Source organism: Cognatiluteimonas weifangensis, assembly GCF_003416885.1.
Taxonomy (GTDB): domain Bacteria; phylum Pseudomonadota; class Gammaproteobacteria; order Xanthomonadales; family Xanthomonadaceae; genus Cognatiluteimonas; species Cognatiluteimonas weifangensis.
On sequence record NZ_QVPD01000002.1, the window covers coordinates 116042 to 130651 of the forward strand.

13 protein-coding genes are annotated in these 14610 nt (G+C 71.9%); 2 read left to right on the forward strand and 11 right to left on the reverse strand.

The annotated features are described in order from the left end of the window. Positions 1–12 precede the first annotated feature (12 nt). From purH to cutA, 11 genes are all read right to left on the reverse strand, one after another. Positions 13–1638: a bifunctional phosphoribosylaminoimidazolecarboxamide formyltransferase/IMP cyclohydrolase gene (gene purH / locus D0Y53_RS02255; protein ID WP_386724843.1), complete on the reverse strand. Its 1626-nt coding sequence runs from the start codon at positions 1636–1638 to the stop codon at positions 13–15. Positions 1639–1812: 174 nt separating this feature from the next. After that, the gene (fis, locus tag D0Y53_RS02260; protein ID WP_386724851.1) at positions 1813–2067 is read right to left on the reverse strand and encodes a DNA-binding transcriptional regulator Fis; all 255 of its coding nucleotides are present in this window, start codon (positions 2065–2067) and stop codon (positions 1813–1815) included. A 125-nt stretch (positions 2068–2192) separates the two neighbouring features. After that, positions 2193–3062 carry a DUF3426 domain-containing protein gene (locus D0Y53_RS02265; RefSeq protein ID WP_147318982.1) on the reverse strand — a complete coding sequence of 290 codons (870 nt, stop codon included), beginning with the start codon at positions 3060–3062 and terminating at the stop codon, positions 2193–2195. 743 nt (positions 3063–3805) lie between these two features. Then, the gene (prmA, locus tag D0Y53_RS02270) at positions 3806–4741 is read right to left on the reverse strand and encodes a 50S ribosomal protein L11 methyltransferase (RefSeq protein WP_117201582.1); all 936 of its coding nucleotides are present in this window, start codon (positions 4739–4741) and stop codon (positions 3806–3808) included. Positions 4742–4833: 92 nt separating this feature from the next. Then, entirely contained in the window at positions 4834–6042 is a 1209-nt protein-coding gene (locus D0Y53_RS02275) for a hypothetical protein (protein ID WP_117201583.1), read from the reverse strand. Between the two features lie 105 nt (positions 6043–6147). After that, positions 6148–7515 carry an acetyl-CoA carboxylase biotin carboxylase subunit gene (gene accC / locus D0Y53_RS02280; RefSeq protein ID WP_117201584.1) on the reverse strand — a complete coding sequence of 456 codons (1368 nt, stop codon included), beginning with the start codon at positions 7513–7515 and terminating at the stop codon, positions 6148–6150. A gap of 61 nt (positions 7516–7576) precedes the next feature. Further along, positions 7577–8047, reverse strand: a complete 471-nt coding sequence (accB, locus tag D0Y53_RS02285; protein WP_117201585.1) for an acetyl-CoA carboxylase biotin carboxyl carrier protein — start codon at positions 8045–8047, stop codon at positions 7577–7579. 43 nt (positions 8048–8090) lie between these two features. Next, a complete protein-coding gene (gene aroQ / locus D0Y53_RS02290) occupies positions 8091–8534 on the reverse strand; it encodes a type II 3-dehydroquinate dehydratase (RefSeq protein ID WP_117201586.1) in 444 nt (147 codons plus the stop codon). Between the two features lie 122 nt (positions 8535–8656). Continuing rightward, positions 8657–9259: a TlpA disulfide reductase family protein gene (locus D0Y53_RS02295; protein WP_233511608.1), complete on the reverse strand. Its 603-nt coding sequence runs from the start codon at positions 9257–9259 to the stop codon at positions 8657–8659. Further along, positions 9256–11616, reverse strand: coding sequence for a protein-disulfide reductase DsbD family protein (locus tag D0Y53_RS02300; protein WP_117201587.1), 2361 nt, complete (start codon positions 11614–11616; stop codon positions 9256–9258). The genes D0Y53_RS02295 and D0Y53_RS02300 overlap by 4 nt, the downstream gene beginning before the upstream one ends. Before the next feature lie 4 nt (positions 11617–11620). Further along, complete coding sequence (gene cutA / locus D0Y53_RS02305; protein ID WP_117201588.1) at positions 11621–11965, reverse strand: divalent-cation tolerance protein CutA; 345 nt, start codon at positions 11963–11965, stop codon at positions 11621–11623. 516 nt (positions 11966–12481) lie between these two features. Here cutA and groES point away from each other — a divergent pair. Next, positions 12482–12769: a co-chaperone GroES gene (groES, locus tag D0Y53_RS02310; protein ID WP_117201589.1), complete on the forward strand. Its 288-nt coding sequence runs from the start codon at positions 12482–12484 to the stop codon at positions 12767–12769. 56 nt (positions 12770–12825) lie between these two features. Further along, entirely contained in the window at positions 12826–14469 is a 1644-nt protein-coding gene (gene groL, locus D0Y53_RS02315) for a chaperonin GroEL (RefSeq protein ID WP_117201590.1), read from the forward strand. The last annotated feature ends 141 nt before the right edge of the window (positions 14470–14610 follow it).

Below are 14610 nucleotides of genomic sequence, written 5' to 3' on the forward strand. Positions count from 1 at the left end.
CGGCGGGGCGGGTCAGTGGCGGAAATGGCGCACGCCGGTGAACACCATGGCCAGGCCGTGCTCGTCGGCGGCGGCGATCACCTCGGCGTCGCGCAGCGAGCCGCCGGGCTGGATCACGGCGGCGATGCCGGCGGCGGCGGCGGCGTCGATGCCGTCGCGGAACGGGAAGAACGCGTCCGAGGCCATCACCGCCCCCGGCACCGCGAGTCCGGCTTCTCCGGCTTTCAGCGCCGCGATCTTCGCCGACACCACCCGGCTCATCTGCCCGGCGCCGATGCCGACGGTCTGCAGGTCGCGCGCGTAGACGATGGCGTTGGACTTGACGTACTTGGCCACGCGCCAGGCGAACAGCAGGTCGTCGAGCTGCTTGCCGCTGGGCGCCAGCCGGGTCACCACCTTCAGCTCCGCGCGCGCGACCTCGCGCACGTCGCTGGTCTGCATCAGCAGGCCCGAGCCCACGCGCTTGACGTCGAAGTTGTTGCGGCCCTCGCCGTGCGGGATCCGCAGCACGCGCACGTTGGCTTTCTTCTTCGCGTAGGCCAGCGCGTCGTCGTCGTAGTCCGGCGCGATCAGCACCTCGACGAACTGGCGGTCGAGGATGGTTTTCGCGGTGGCCGCGTCGAGCGTGCTGTTGAAGGCGATGATGCCGCCGAAGGCCGAAGTCGGGTCGGTGGCGTAGGCGGTCTCGTAGGTGTCGGCGCAGGCCATGCCCTCGGCCACGCCGCAGGGGTTGGCATGCTTGACGATCACGCAGGCCGGGCGCCGGAACTGGCGCACGCATTCCCAGGCCGCATCGGCGTCGGCGAGGTTGTTGTAGGACAGTTCCTTGCCCTGCAGCTGGCGGAAGGTGGCCAGAGTGCCCGGCACCGGATGCAGGTCGCGGTAGAACGCGCCGTGCTGGTGCGGATTCTCGCCGTAGCGCAGGTCCATCACCTTGACGAAGTTGCTGTTCTGCTGCGCCGGGAACAGCGCGCGGTCGCCGCTCGGCCGGGGCGCCAGCCCGCACGCTGCGTCGGCGTCGGGGTCCACCAGCGAGGACAGGTAGTCGCTGATGCAGGCGCCGTACTGGGCGATGCGGTTGAAGGCGGCCACCGCCAGGGCGAAGCGGGTGCGCGCCGACAGCGCGCCGTCGCCGGCGTCGAGTTCGGCGAGCAGGCCCGGATACTGCGCCGGGTCGGTCGCCACCGCGACCCGGGCGAAGTTCTTGGCCGCCGAGCGCAGCATCGCCGGGCCGCCGATGTCGATGTTTTCCACCACCTGTTCCAGCGTGCTGGCCGGATCGGCGGACACCCGCTCGAACGGATAGAGGTTGAGCACCAGCAGGTCGATCGGGGCGATGCCGTGCTGCGCCATCACCGCATCGTCGATCCCGGCGCGGCCGAGCAGGCCGCCGTGCACCACCGGATGCAGGGTCTTGACCCGGCCGTCCATCATCTCGGGAAAACCGGTGGCTGCGCTGACGTCGGTCACCGCCAGCCCGGCGGCGCGCAGCGCCTGTGCGGTGCCGCCGGTGGACAGCAGTTCGACGCCGCGGGCCGCCAGCGCCCGGGCCAGGTCGACCAGGCCGGTCTTGTCGGAGACGGACAGCAGCGCGCGGCGGATCTTCACGGCCGGAGCCGACAGGGGATCGGGAGACATGCGGGAGGACGCAGCGGAGGAGACGCGAATTATAGCGGGGCCGCCGGCGCCGGCCCGCGGCGACCGACGTCGTGCGCGCAGGAGCGGCCAGCGGCTGCTGCAGCCAGCGCGCATGCACGGCGCTCGTGCGGCTGCCACGCCGGCAGCGGGTCCGGCCGGACCGGATACACCGGCTTACGCCAGGCCGTAATCCTTGAGCTTGCGGCGCAGGGTCGCGCGATGGATGCCGAGCATCGAGGCGGCGCGGCTCTGGTTGCCGTCGCAGTGGTTCAGTACCTCGGCGAACAGCGGGATTTCCAGTTCGCGCAGCGCGATCTCGTAGAGGTCGTTGGCGTCGCAGCCGTCGAGGTCGCGCAGGTAGCGGCGCACCGAATTGGCGACGTGTTCGCGCAGCGGCGCGCGCGTGCCGGTACGGGCGGGCGCGCCCATGGAATCGGTGCGGTCGACGGCGTTCAAGCGGATCCCCCAAGCGTCCTGCGCCGGCGGTCCTGTGCCGGCGGGGAGTCGAGTCTAGCGCGCCGCTGTCGCGGCTGCCATCGCGATGGGATGTGAACTCAGCGGAAGTCGAAGGTGAATGCGACGATCCGCGGCGCCGGTTCCAGGATGTCCATTGCCACGGTCGCGCTCTGGCCGCGGGCGAGCAGCGGCGTCGGCGGCGCCGCGTCCAGATACTCGCGCGGCAGGAAGGCGCGCGCGCCGGCGTTGCGGCCGTCGACGTCCGCCAGGGTCAGCAGCAGCGCCGGCCACGGCTGCGGCCAGCGCGCATCGTTGCGGAAGGTGGCGCTGACCTGCAGCACGCCGGGGCGCGTGGGATGCGGACGCACGTCGCGGTGCAGCAGGGTGAAAGCCGCCGGCTCGCGCCAGGCCGGCACGCTGCAGTGCAGCGCGCCGCACAGCGTCGCCACCAGCGGCCGCCAGCGCGCATCGGCGGCGAGTCGTGCGCGGTCGGCGAGCAGCAGTTGCAGCAGCAACACCAGCAGCAACGCCGCGATCGCCGCCGGCTGGCGCCAGTGCCGGTGCGGGGGACGCGCCGTGCCGGCGACCGGGACGCGGGCGAAGCTCGGCGCGGGGCGGTGGGCGCGCGCGCGCCGCATGCGGGGCAGCGCCGGCGTTGCGGTCGATGTCGATGCGGGTGGCGTCGCGGCCACCACGGCGCCGACGGCATCGGCATCGGCCGCATCGACGACATCGGCATCGACGCTGGGAGTGTCGACGACCGCATCGACGGTATCGGCTACGGGTGGAGCATCGACGTCATTGGCATCGACAGCGGGAGCGTCAACGACCGCAGCGACGGCATCGGCGGCGGGCGACGGGGCCGCGGGTACCGAGGTGGCGGGCGCGTCCATCGCGGCTGAGGCCGCATCGGAGGCTTCGGCGGCGGCTGCGGACGCGCCGATGTCGCGGTGGCTCGCAACGGTCACGGCGGTTGCGGCGGTCGCAGCCGTCGCGGCGGCTGGGGCGGGTACGGCAGTCGCGCCAAGGGCGGCAGTGGCAGCGGGTACAGTCGCTGCGGCGGATGCGGTCGTTGCAGCGGATGCGGCATCGTGGTTGCCGTGGCCCGTGTTGCTGTCGAGGTCGACGGATGTCGTCGTCGCGGCCGCATCTCCCGGGGCGGCCACCGGGATGCCTTCGGGTGCGGGCACGCGAGCGGGGGAAGGCGGTGCCGACGCTCCTGCCGCGGCGATGCCCGGTTCGCTGCCGCGCTGTTTCCGCGTGGTCGTAACGGGCCTGCGGTCCGCCTCCGCGGCGACGCCTGTGTCGGTGGTCCGGGACTTTCGCGTTGCCGCAGCGGGCGGCCGGCGGAGCGCTGCCGGGTCGGCGCCGGCGCCGGCGGGAGCGGGGGGGTGTTGCGCGGGCGTCGACGATTCGCGGCCCGCATCCGCAGTGCCATTGGCCGCACCGGATTTGCGCGCGGCCGCGACGCTCGGCCGGCGACTGGCCGTCGCGTCGGCGCCGGCCTCGGCGGGCCGGGGTGGGCGCGCCACCCCCGGGCTGTCGCTCCCGGCGGCGGCCGACAACAAGGCCTGCTCGCAACGCGGGCAGCGCGCGGGCAGTTGCCCGCTGACCGGGTCCAGCGTCACCAGGAACTGGCAGTGCGGGCAGAGCACGAACATGGGGCGAGTGTACGGACTGGCGTGGCGGCGTCCATCCGCCGTGGCGCGCGTCAGCCGTGGACGGGGCGGTCGTTGCGGATGCCGTCGATGCGCACCCAGTCGCCGTCCTGGGCGACGGCGAGCGCGTCGAACCAGGCGCCGTAGCGCGCCAGCAGCGCATCCTGCTGCCCGGCGAGGATGCCGGACAATGCGAGGCGGCCGCCGGGCACGACCCGCGCCGCCAGCGTGGCGGCCAGGGCGTCGAGCGCGGACGCGAGGATGTTGGCGACAACCACCGGATAGGTCGTGGCCGGCGCGTCGTCCGGCAGGAACGCCGTGAGCTGCGCGCCGACGCCGTTGCGCTGCGCGTTGTCGTGGGTCGCCAGCAGCGCCTGCGGATCGTTGTCCACGGCCACCGCGTGTGCGGCGCCGAGCTTGAGCGCGGCCAGCGCGAGGATGCCGCTGCCGCAGCCGTAATCGAGCACGTCCGCGCCCTGCAGCCGGCCCGCGGCGGCCAGATCGTCCAGCCAGCGCAGGCACAGCGCGGTGGTCGGATGCGTGCCCGAGCCGAAGGCCAGGCCTGGATCCAGCCGCACCACCGCCGCGGCGGGGCTGTCGGCGGCCTCGGGCAGGGCGCGGTTCCAGGGCACGATCCAGGTGCGCGCGCCGAACTGCAGCGGCTCGTAGCGATCCATCCAGGCGCGTTCCCAGTCCTGGTCGGCGACGCTGCGGAAGCCGGCACGGGACCAGTCCAGCGCCGGGTCGAATGCCTCCAGCGCCGCCAGCAGCGCCAGCGCGTCGGCGTCGTGCGGGAACAAGGCGCTCAGCGCGATCGCGCCCCACAGCGGCGTCTGCCCGACGCCCGGTTCCAGGATCGCGCGTTCGTTGCCGCTGTCGGCATCGGCGTCGAGCAGCGTCACCGCCAGCGCGCCGACGTCCTCCAGCGCGCGCTCGTAACGCGGCTGCTCGCTCTGGCGGCAGGCGACGGTGAGTTCGAGGAAAGGCATCGGGCGACTCGGGGCGACGGGCGCCCATGGTCCCGGCCGCGGGCCGCGACGGCAAGCCCGGCGTCGCGACGCCGGGCTTGCGTCGGTGCGGGTCAGCGGCCGAGCAACCCGCGCAGCAGCTTCTTGACCGGCTTGCCTTCGTCGGCGGGCGCGGCTTCCTCGGCACGCCCGTCGTTGCCGACGTTGCCCATGCCCATCGGCGCGAACGCGGTCGACTTGGTGCGCACGCGCACGTTCCACTCCGGTTTCCACGCGGCCTTGCTGCCGGCCGGCCGCGGCGGCCAGGCGATGTTGCGTTCCGGGCCGTACGCGATCATCTGCGTCATCCCGGCGCCGTCGCCGAAGATGCCGCGCGGGATCGCGCAGCGATCGACCTGCGGGCCCAGCAGCACGCGTTCGCGGATCCACTTGGCGACCGTGGCTTCGGGCAGGTAATCCATCAGCCCGCTGCCGGGCTCGGGCATCTCGGCGCTGCTCCACATCACCAGCGCATCGTCTTTCTGGCCCATCGCGCTGAGGAAGTAGCCGGTCGCGCGGTCGACCGGCTTCCAGCTCCAGGTGGTGGCCGCGGCGCCGCCGCCGCTGCTCGACAATGCGATCTTCGGCATGAAGTCCTGCATGCGTTCCAGCTCGAACTGCATCGACGCGGGGACGCCCGGGCCGCTGATCCGGTGTTCGCCGACCAGCGAGGCGCCGTCGGGCACCTGCTTGCCGCTGCGCTTGTTGGGCCACAGTGCGTACGCGGGGCCGGCATCGATGCCGCGCTGCGGCGCGTTGCGGCCCTGCGGCATCGAGCCGCTGATGTCGGCCTTGCCGTTCTTCATGCTGATGCGGATTTCGCGCGGCTGGCCCGCGCGCACCTCGGTGCCGCAGCCCCAGTAGATCAGGATGCGGGTGGTGTGGTCGCCGCCGTCGGCCAGCGCGGGCATGCTGCCGGTGGACGCGGCGCGCGGGGCTTCGGGCGGTGGCGGCAGCAGCGGCAGGCTGTTGCCCAGGCGCAGGCCGGCGGGAATCGCCTGGCTGGCTTCCGGCGCGGGATTGGCGCCGGTGTGCAGGGCGATGTCCAGGTACTGGCCCGGCATCCCGGGCATGCGCGTCATGCCGTAAGCGACCTGGCCCTTGCCGCCGAACATGCCCATCGCCATCCGTCCCAGTCCGCCCATCGCCGGCATTCCGGCCATGTCGTGGGTGGCCACGTCGATGTACAGCTGCGGGACGGCCGTGCCGGCCGAACGGCTGGCAGCCGGCAGGGCGAGCGTGGCGACGGCCAGGGCAAGGCAGGAGAAGCGGAGCGGGGTCATGGCGTTTTACCTGTGTCGGGAGCGCGCGCTGTCGCGCAGGATCGAAAAAGCAAAACGTGAAAATCGCGCGGGACAGGCCAGCGGCCTGCCTCCGCGCGTGCCCGCTCAGGCCAGGCCGATGGATTTCTCCTTGCGCTCGGCCAGCCGTTTTTCCAGATAGTGGATGTTCTGGCCGCCGCGCTGGAAACCGCCGTCGGCCATGATCCGCTGCTGCAGCGGAATGTTGGTCTTGATCCCGTCCACCACCATCTCGCTCAAGGCCACGCGCATGCGCGCGATCGCGGTGGCGCGGTCGCAGCCGTGGACGATCAGCTTGCCGATCATCGAGTCGTAGTTCGGCGGCACCCGGTAGCCTTCGTAGATGTGGCTGTCCACGCGCACCCCGGGGCCGCCGGGGGCGTGGAAATGCTGGATCAGGCCCGGGCTGGGCAGGAAGGTGTCCGGGTCCTCGGCGTTGATCCGGCATTCGATCGCATGCCCCTGCGGCACGATGTCGGACTGCCGCAGCGAGAGCTTGCGGCCGGCGGCGATCGCCAGCTGCTCGCGCACCAGGTCGATGCCGGTGACCAGCTCGGTGACCGGGTGCTCGACCTGGATGCGGGTGTTCATCTCGATGAAGTAGAAGCGCCCGGCCTCGTACAGGAACTCGAAGGTGCCGGCGCCGCGGTAGCCGATGCGCAGGCAGGCGTCGGTGCAGACCTTGCCGATCTGGGCGCGCTGCTCCGGGGTGATCCCGGGCGCGGGGGCTTCCTCGACGACCTTCTGGTGGCGGCGCTGCATCGAGCAGTCGCGCTCGCCCAGGTGGATGGCGTTGCCCTGGCCGTCGGCCAGCACCTGGATCTCGACGTGGCGCGGATCCTCCAGGTACTTCTCCATGTACACCATGTCGTTGCCGAACGCGGCCTTGGCTTCGGTCTTGGTGGTGGCCACCGCGTTGCCGAGCGCGGCTTCGGTGCGGACCACGCGCATGCCGCGGCCGCCGCCGCCGCCGGCGGCCTTGACGATCACCGGATAGCCGATCGCGCGCGCGATCTCCATGTTGACCTCGTTGTCGTCGCCCAGCGGGCCGCCGCTGCCGGGCACGCACGGCACGCCGGCCTCCTTCATCGCCCGGATCGCCTCGACCTTGTCGCCCATCAGGCGGATGGTCTCCGGGCGCGGGCCGATGAAGATGAAGCCGGACTGTTCCACGCGCTCGGCGAAGTCGGCGTTCTCGCTGAGGAAGCCGTAGCCGGGGTGGATCGCCTGGGCATCGGTGACCTCGGCCGCGGCGATGATCGAGGCCATGTCCAGGTAGCTCTGGCCCGAGGGCGCCGGGCCGATGCACACCGACTCGTCGGCCATCGCCACGTGCTTGAGGTTGCGGTCGACGGTGGAGTGCACCGCGACCGTGCGGATGCCCAGCGCGTGGCACGCGCGCAGGATGCGCAGCGCGATCTCGCCGCGGTTGGCGATGACGACTTTATCGAGCATGGGATTCGAAATTCGGGAGTGTGAAGGGGGCAAGGCCGGGCAGCGCGCGCAGCGGCGGCGCTCAGCCGATCACGAACAGCGGCTGGTCGAATTCGACCGGCTGCCCGCTCTCGGTCAGCACCTTCAGCACCGTGCCCGAGACCTCGGCCTCGATCGGGTTGAACATCTTCATCGCCTCGATGATGCCGAGGGTGTCGCCGGCCTTGACCGCCTGGCCGACGGTCACGAACGGCGGCTTGTCCGGCGCCGGCGAGGCGTAGAAGGTGCCGACCATCGGCGCGCGCACGATCTCGCCGTCGGGCAGCTCCGGCGCCGGCTTGGGCGCGCCGCCGGTGGCGGCCTGGACCGGCGACTGCATCGGCATCGCGGCCATCGGCGCGGCCTGCGGCATCGGCGTCGCGGCCGGGGCGCCGGCGGCGCCGCGCGGCGTGCGTGCCAGGCGCACGGATTCCTCGCCCTCCTTGATCTCGATCTCGGCGAGGTTGGATTCCTCGAGCAGGTCGATCAGCTTCTTGATCTTGCGCAGATCCATGTCGGGTTCTCTCTAGCTGGAATTCGGGGAACGGCAGTCCGGATCAGGGGCGTGGCAGCCGCGCCAGCGCCGCATCCAGCGCGTAGCGGTAGCTGTCGGCGCCGAAGCCGGCGATCACGCCGACCGCCAGGTCGCTGAAGTAGCTGGTGCGGCGGAACGGTTCGCGCGCGTGCGGGTTGCTCAGATGGACCTCGATGAACGGCACCGCCACCGCGGCCAGCGCATCGCGCAGCGCCACCGAGGTGTGGGTGAAGGCGGCCGGATTGAGCAGGATGAATGCGGTGCCGTCGCCCCCGGCGGCCTGCACTCGATCCACCAGCACGGCTTCGGCGTTGGACTGCAGGCTCTCCAGCGCATGCCCGGCGGCGTCGGCCCGGGCGGCCAGGTCGGCATCGATCTCGGCCAGGGTGGTGCGACCATAGATCGCCGGCTCGCGATGGCCGAGCAGGTTGAGATTGGGACCGTGCAGGAGCAGCAGCTTGGCCATGCCAGGTGGCGACGGGAAAAGAGGCGCAGTCTGCGCGATGACGCCGATGCTGTCCAGTTCGCCGATGTTGCTGCGGATTTAAGCGATTGTTTGATTTTTGGCGCGGGTTGTCGCGGCGCTGCTCAGGGCGCGGCCCAGGTTGCGAGTTCGCCCGGCACGAACGGGCCGATGCGCTGTTTCAGCAGCCGACCGTCGGCGGAGACCAGCACCGAGTACGGCAGCACGCCCCGGGGGTTGCCCAGGCGCACGCCGGCATCGGCGGGGCCGGGGGTGTCCAGCAGCAGCGGGTAGGAGACCGGGACCCGAAGGAGGAAATCGCGGACGTTGGCAGCTTCATCCAGGGCGATGCCCACCACCTGCACGCCGGTTTCCCCCTGGCTGGCGGCGTAGCGCTGCAGCTCCGGCATTTCCTCCAGGCAGGGGCCGCACCAGGAGGCCCAGACGTTGATCAGCAGCGGCCGCCCGGCCCAGGCTGCGGGCACGGTCACGCGGCGGCCGTCCAGGTCCGGCAGCTCCAGGGGCGGCAGGGGGGCGCCGCGCTCGGCGACGGCCACGCCGGCCGGCGGCGCCGGCGCGGTCAGGGCCAGGCTGCGGCCCAGCAGCCGCTGGCCCAACTCGCTGCGCAGCAACGGGCCGGGGCCGGCGGTCAGCAGGCTGGCCAGCGCCCCCAGCGCGCCGGCCGCCAGCGCCACCAGTACGATCGGGCCGCTGCGTGGGTTCTTCACTGCGCGGCGCGCCGCAGCGCGTCCTCGACCAGGCGCGAGGTCAGCACGGTGGGCAGCACCTCGCCGGCGCCGCCGTCGCGCGGAAACACCACGTACAGCGGCACGCCCACGGCCCGGTGGGCCTCCAGGAAGGCGGTGATCTCCGGGTCCACGTTGGTCCAGTCGCCCTGCATGAACACCGCGTCGGCGCGGCGCATCGCCTCGCGGAAGCGGGCGCGCGACAGCACCGTCTTCTCGTTGGCCTTGCAGGTCACGCACCAGTCGGCGGTCATGTCGACGAACACCACGCGGCCTTCGCTGCGCAGCTGCGCCAGGCGCTGCGCCGAATACGGCACGACAGCGGTCGCCCCCGCGGTCGTCGCCACCGGCGCCGGCAGGCGCGCGGCCAGCGCCAGCGGCGCGGTCGCGGCCAGCAGCAGCGCCAGCGCCAGCGTGCGCTGCAGCGGCGCCCGCCGCAGCCGCAGCCGCGCCAGCCACCACGCCGCCAGCGCCAGCAGCACCATGCCGGTCAGGGCGAGGCCGACGGCGTCGATCCCGCGCTGCTGGCCCAGCACCCACAGCAGCCAGACCGCGGTCAGGTACATCGGGAAGGCCAGCACCTGCTTCAGGGTGTCCATCCACGGTCCCGGTCGCGGCAGTCGCCGCGCCAGCGCCGGGACGAAGCCGATCAGCAGGAACGGCAGCGCCAGGCCGAGCCCGAGCGCGGCGAACACCGCCAGCGCCAGCAGCGGCGAGGCGGTGAAGGCGAACGCCAGCGCCGCCGCCATGAACGGCGCGGTGCATGGGCTGGCGACCACCACCGCCAGCACGCCGGTGAAGAAGTCGCCCACCGCCCCGTCGCGCGCGGCCAGGCCCTGCCCGGCGCCGGCCAGTCCGTGGCCGACCGAGATCAGTCCCGACAGGCCCAGACCGACGGCGAACATCACGTAAGCCAGCGCGCCGACCACCCACGGCTGCTGCAGCTGGAAGCCCCAGCCCAGCGCCTGGCCGGTGCTGCGCAAGCCCAGCACCAGCGCGCCGACCAGCAGGAAGCTCAGTAGCACGCCGGCCGTGTACCACAGCGCATGCGCGCGCGCGCGGCCGCCGCTGGTCGCCAGCGACAGCGCCTTGAGCGTCAGCACCGGCAGCACGCAGGGCATCAGGTTGAGGATCAGGCCGCCGGCCAGGGCCAGCAGCAGCGCCAGCAGCAGGCCGGGCGTTGCTGCGCCCGCCGCGCCTGCCGCGGCCAGCGCCTCGGGCGGCGGGGCGGTGCGCGGCACCTGCGCCGGCAGGGGGGCGGTCGTCGGGGCAAGGGCGGCGTCCACGCCCGCTGCCGACGCCGGCATCGGCGCGATGTCGGCCGATGCCGATGCCGATGTCGGGGCCGGGGCGGCCGTCGCCGCCACGGTTGCCGGGGCCGCCGCCGCGGTCGTGCCGAGCGTGCCCGCGGGCAGCGCCAGGGTCGTCGTCCGGGTCATCGGCGGATAGCAGATGCCGCCGGTCTGGCAGCCCTGGAAGGTCGCGGTCAGCCGCACCTCGGCGGCGTCGGCGCGGCTGCGGCGCAGCGGCAGCGGTACCTCGACCTGGTCGAAGTACACCACCACGTCGCCGAAGTATTCGTCGTGGTACTGCGTGCCGCGCGGCCAACGCGGCGTCGCGGCCGCGATGCCCGCGGCGCCGTCGACGCGGAAGCTGCTGCGGTCGCGGTAGAGGTAATAGCCCGGCGCCGGGGTGAAACGCAGCAGCAGGGTGTTGCCATCGCCGACGATGGCGTCGAAACCGAAAGCCTGCGCCGGCGGCAGCGGTTCGCCGGGGCCGGCGGCCGCGCCGCCGGGCAGCAGCCCGCGGCCGCGGCCGGCGCTGCCGAGCGCACCCAGGCCGGCCGGGCCGGGGCCCGCAGCCGCCGCCGGCAGCGCCACCGTCAGGGTCCGCGTCTGCGGCGGGTAGCACACGCCGACATCGGCGCAACCCTGGTACTTCACCTTCAATGTCGCCTGCCGGGCGCCGGCCGCGGCGCTGCCGGGCTGGATCACGGCCAGCTGCCCGCGGAAGGTTTCGACCTCGCCGAAGAACTCGTCGTGGTGCCGGGCCCCGTGCGGTACCTGCGCCGCCGCCGTGCGGAAGTCCGCGTCGAGCGACTGCACTGCCAGCCGGTGCCGGTACAGGTAATAGCCCGGGGCGATCTTCCAGTGCAGCACGATCCGGCCGCGCTCCGGCGCGGTGGCGGTGAGCGCGAATGCTTGGTCCACCGGCAGCAGGTCGGCTTCGCTGACCGCCGCCCGCGCCGGGCCGCTGCCCGCCACGCCGCCCACGGCGAAGCACAGCAGCGCGGCGCACGCCCACCAGGCCGCCAGCGGACGGCGCAACGACAAGGACATCGACTCAGTCTCCGGTACGGCCCGGGTCGGCGGCGGTGCCTTCCGCGACCCAGTCCAGATAGGCGGCCAGCCCGCCGGCCACTTCGACCGCGACCAGCTCCGGCAGTTCATGCGGGTGCAGCGCCAGCACTCGCGCCTGCAGCCCGGGCAGCCGCTCGCGCGTGGTCTTGATCAGCAGCAGCACCTCGTCGGCGCGCTCCAGCGCGCCGCGCCAGCGGTACACCGAGCGCAGTCCCGGCACCTGGTTGACGCAGGCCGCCAGGCGCTCGTCCACCAGCGCCTCGGCCAGGCGCTGCGCGCTCGCCGGATCGGGACAGGTGCAGAAGCAGACGAGGACGGCCACCGGCATAGCTTAGCCGCAGCCCCCGGCCCGTACCCGATCCGGGCGGAAAAGGGCGGCCTGATTGGCCTTCTCCCCGCCGGGGGGAACGAAATGGCCCGCTGCCACGGCGCCAGGGCCTTCCTTCTCCCCCGCGAGCCGCCGTTCCTTCTCCTCGTTGGTGGGAACGAAATGGCCCGCTGCCACGGCGCCAGGGCCTTCCTTGCTCCCCGCGAGCCGCCGTTCCTTCTCCCCGCTGGCGGGGAGAAGGTGCCCGCAGGGTGGATGAGGGGCCGGCGGAGCGGTTGCACCCACCGGCGCGATGCACTGCCCGTGCCGGTGCCGCGTTTCCGGCCGAGACCGGCCAATTCCCGCCCGGCGACGACTTCTGCCCGGCGGGCCTTGAAAGCCCGTTGCGGCCGCCCCACGTCTGCTGCGTCCCGGTTTGCCCGGGCCTTTTCGTGCCGCGGTGCTGGCAGTCGCCCCTGGCGACTGCTAAGATCGCCGGCCGTTTTCCCAAACAATCAAGCACTTGCGAGGGTTGCAATGAACATCAAGCCGCTTTACGACCGCGTCGTGATCAAGCGCATGGAAGAAGAAAAGATGTCCGCCGGCGGGATCGTGATCCCCGACACCGCCACCGAGAAGCCGATCAAGGGCGAGGTGGTCGCGGTCGGCGAAGGCAAGGCGCTGGACAACGGCTCGGTGCGCGCACCCAAGGTCAAGGCTGGCGACAAGGTGCTGTTCGGCAAGTACGCCGGCACCGAGGTCAAGCTCGACGGCACCGAGTACCTGGTGGTGAAGGAAGACGACATCTTCGCCGTCCTCGGCTGAGTCGTCGCGTCCTTTCTTCCGATCCCTTCTATCGAATTCTCTCGAGGTAAACGCAAATGGCTGCCAAGGAAATCCGTTTCGGTGAGGATGCGCGCGCGAAGATGGTGCGCGGCGTCAACGCCCTCGCCAATGCCGTCAAGGCCACCCTCGGCCCGAAGGGCCGCAACGTCGTGCTCGACAAGAGCTACGGCGCGCCGACGATCACCAAGGACGGCGTGTCCGTCGCCAAGGAGATCGAACTGGCCGACAAGTTCGAGAACATGGGCGCGCAGATGGTGAAGGAAGTCGCGTCCAAGACCTCCGACAACGCCGGCGACGGCACCACCACCGCCACCGTGCTGGCGCAGGCGCTGATCCGCGAGGGTTCCAAGGCGGTCGCCGCCGGCATGAACCCGATGGACCTCAAGCGCGGCATCGACCAGGCGGTCAAGGCCGCGGTCGAGGAGCTGAAGAAGATCAGCAAGCCCACCGCCGACGACAAGGCGATCGCCCAGGTCGGCACCATCTCCGCCAACTCCGACGAGTCGATCGGCAACATCATCGCCGACGCGATGAAGAAGGTCGGCAAGGAAGGCGTGATCACGGTCGAGGAAGGCTCGGGCCTGGACAACGAGCTGGACGTGGTCGAGGGCATGCAGTTCGACCGCGGCTACCTGTCGCCGTACTTCATCAACAACCAGCAGTCGATGTCGGCCGAGCTGGACGACCCCTACATCCTGCTGCACGACAAGAAGATCTCCAACGTGCGCGACCTGCTGCCGGTGCTGGAAGGCGTCGCCAAGTCGGGCAAGCCGCTGCTGATCGTCGCCGAGGAAGTCGAGGGCGAGGCGCTGGCCACGCTGGTGGTCAACACCATCCGCGGCATCGTCAAGGTCTGCGCGGTCAAGGCCCCGGGCTTCGGCGACCGCCGCAAGGCGATGCTGGAGGACATGGCGATCCTCACCGGCGGCACCGTGATCTCCGAGGAAGTGGGCCTGTCGCTGGAGAAGGCCACGATCAAGGACCTGGGCCGCGCCAAGAAGATCCAGGTGACCAAGGAAAACTCCACCATCATCGACGGCGCCGGCAACACCAGCGACATCGAGGGCCGGATCAAGCAGATCAAGGCGCAGATCGAGGAAACCACTTCCGACTACGACCGCGAGAAGCTGCAGGAGCGCGTGGCCAAGCTGGCCGGCGGCGTGGCGGTGATCAAGGTCGGCGCCTCGACCGAGATCGAGATGAAGGAAAAGAAGGCGCGCGTGGAAGACGCGCTGCACGCCACCCGCGCCGCGGTGGAAGAGGGCGTGGTTCCGGGCGGCGGCGTCGCCCTGCTGCGTGCCAAGGCCGCGATCGAGTCGCTCAAGGGCGCCAACGAGGACCAGACCCACGGCATCCAGATCGCCCTGCGCGCGATGGAAGCGCCGCTGCGCGAGATCGTCGCCAATGCCGGCGACGAACCCTCGGTCGTGCTCAACAAGGTCAAGGACGGCAAGGGCAACTACGGCTACAACGCCGCCACCGGCGAGTACGGCGACATGGTGCAGATGGGCATCCTGGACCCGACCAAGGTCACCCGCACCGCGCTGCAGAACGCCGCGTCGATCGCCGGGCTGATGATCACCACCGAGGCGATGGTCGCCGAGCTGCCGAAGAAGGACGAGCCGGCGATGCCGGGCGCCGGCGGCGGCATGGGCGGCATGGGCGGGATGGATTTCTGATCCGGCCCTGCAACGCTGCACGAAAAGCCCCGCTTCGGCGGGGCTTTTTTGTGGCCCCCTCGCGGGAACCACCGAGGGACAAATCGCTGGCCCTGGCTTGGCCTGGCAGGACAAACCATCCGAAGCGTCGGGGCTGCAAGC

Excerpts from the sequence above, each read along its gene's own strand:
- fis (WP_386724851.1), bottom strand. The coding sequence starts at position 2,067 with ATGGGCGCGCCCGCCCGTACCGGCACGCGCGCGCCGCTGCGCGAACAC.
- groES (WP_117201589.1), top strand. The coding sequence starts at position 12,482 with ATGAACATCAAGCCGCTTTACGACCGCGTCGTGATCAAGCGCATGGAA.
- prmA (WP_117201582.1), bottom strand. The coding sequence starts at position 4,741 with ATGCCTTTCCTCGAACTCACCGTCGCCTGCCGCCAGAGCGAGCAGCCG.
- D0Y53_RS02275 (WP_117201583.1), bottom strand. The coding sequence starts at position 6,042 with ATGACCCCGCTCCGCTTCTCCTGCCTTGCCCTGGCCGTCGCCACGCTC.
- accC (WP_117201584.1), bottom strand. The coding sequence starts at position 7,515 with ATGCTCGATAAAGTCGTCATCGCCAACCGCGGCGAGATCGCGCTGCGC.
- D0Y53_RS02300 (WP_117201587.1), bottom strand. The coding sequence starts at position 11,616 with ATGTCCTTGTCGTTGCGCCGTCCGCTGGCGGCCTGGTGGGCGTGCGCC.
- cutA (WP_117201588.1), bottom strand. The coding sequence starts at position 11,965 with ATGCCGGTGGCCGTCCTCGTCTGCTTCTGCACCTGTCCCGATCCGGCG.
- groL (WP_117201590.1), top strand. The coding sequence starts at position 12,826 with ATGGCTGCCAAGGAAATCCGTTTCGGTGAGGATGCGCGCGCGAAGATG.
- purH (WP_386724843.1), bottom strand. The coding sequence starts at position 1,638 with ATGTCTCCCGATCCCCTGTCGGCTCCGGCCGTGAAGATCCGCCGCGCG.
- aroQ (WP_117201586.1), bottom strand. The coding sequence starts at position 8,534 with ATGGCCAAGCTGCTGCTCCTGCACGGTCCCAATCTCAACCTGCTCGGC.
- accB (WP_117201585.1), bottom strand. The coding sequence starts at position 8,047 with ATGGATCTGCGCAAGATCAAGAAGCTGATCGACCTGCTCGAGGAATCC.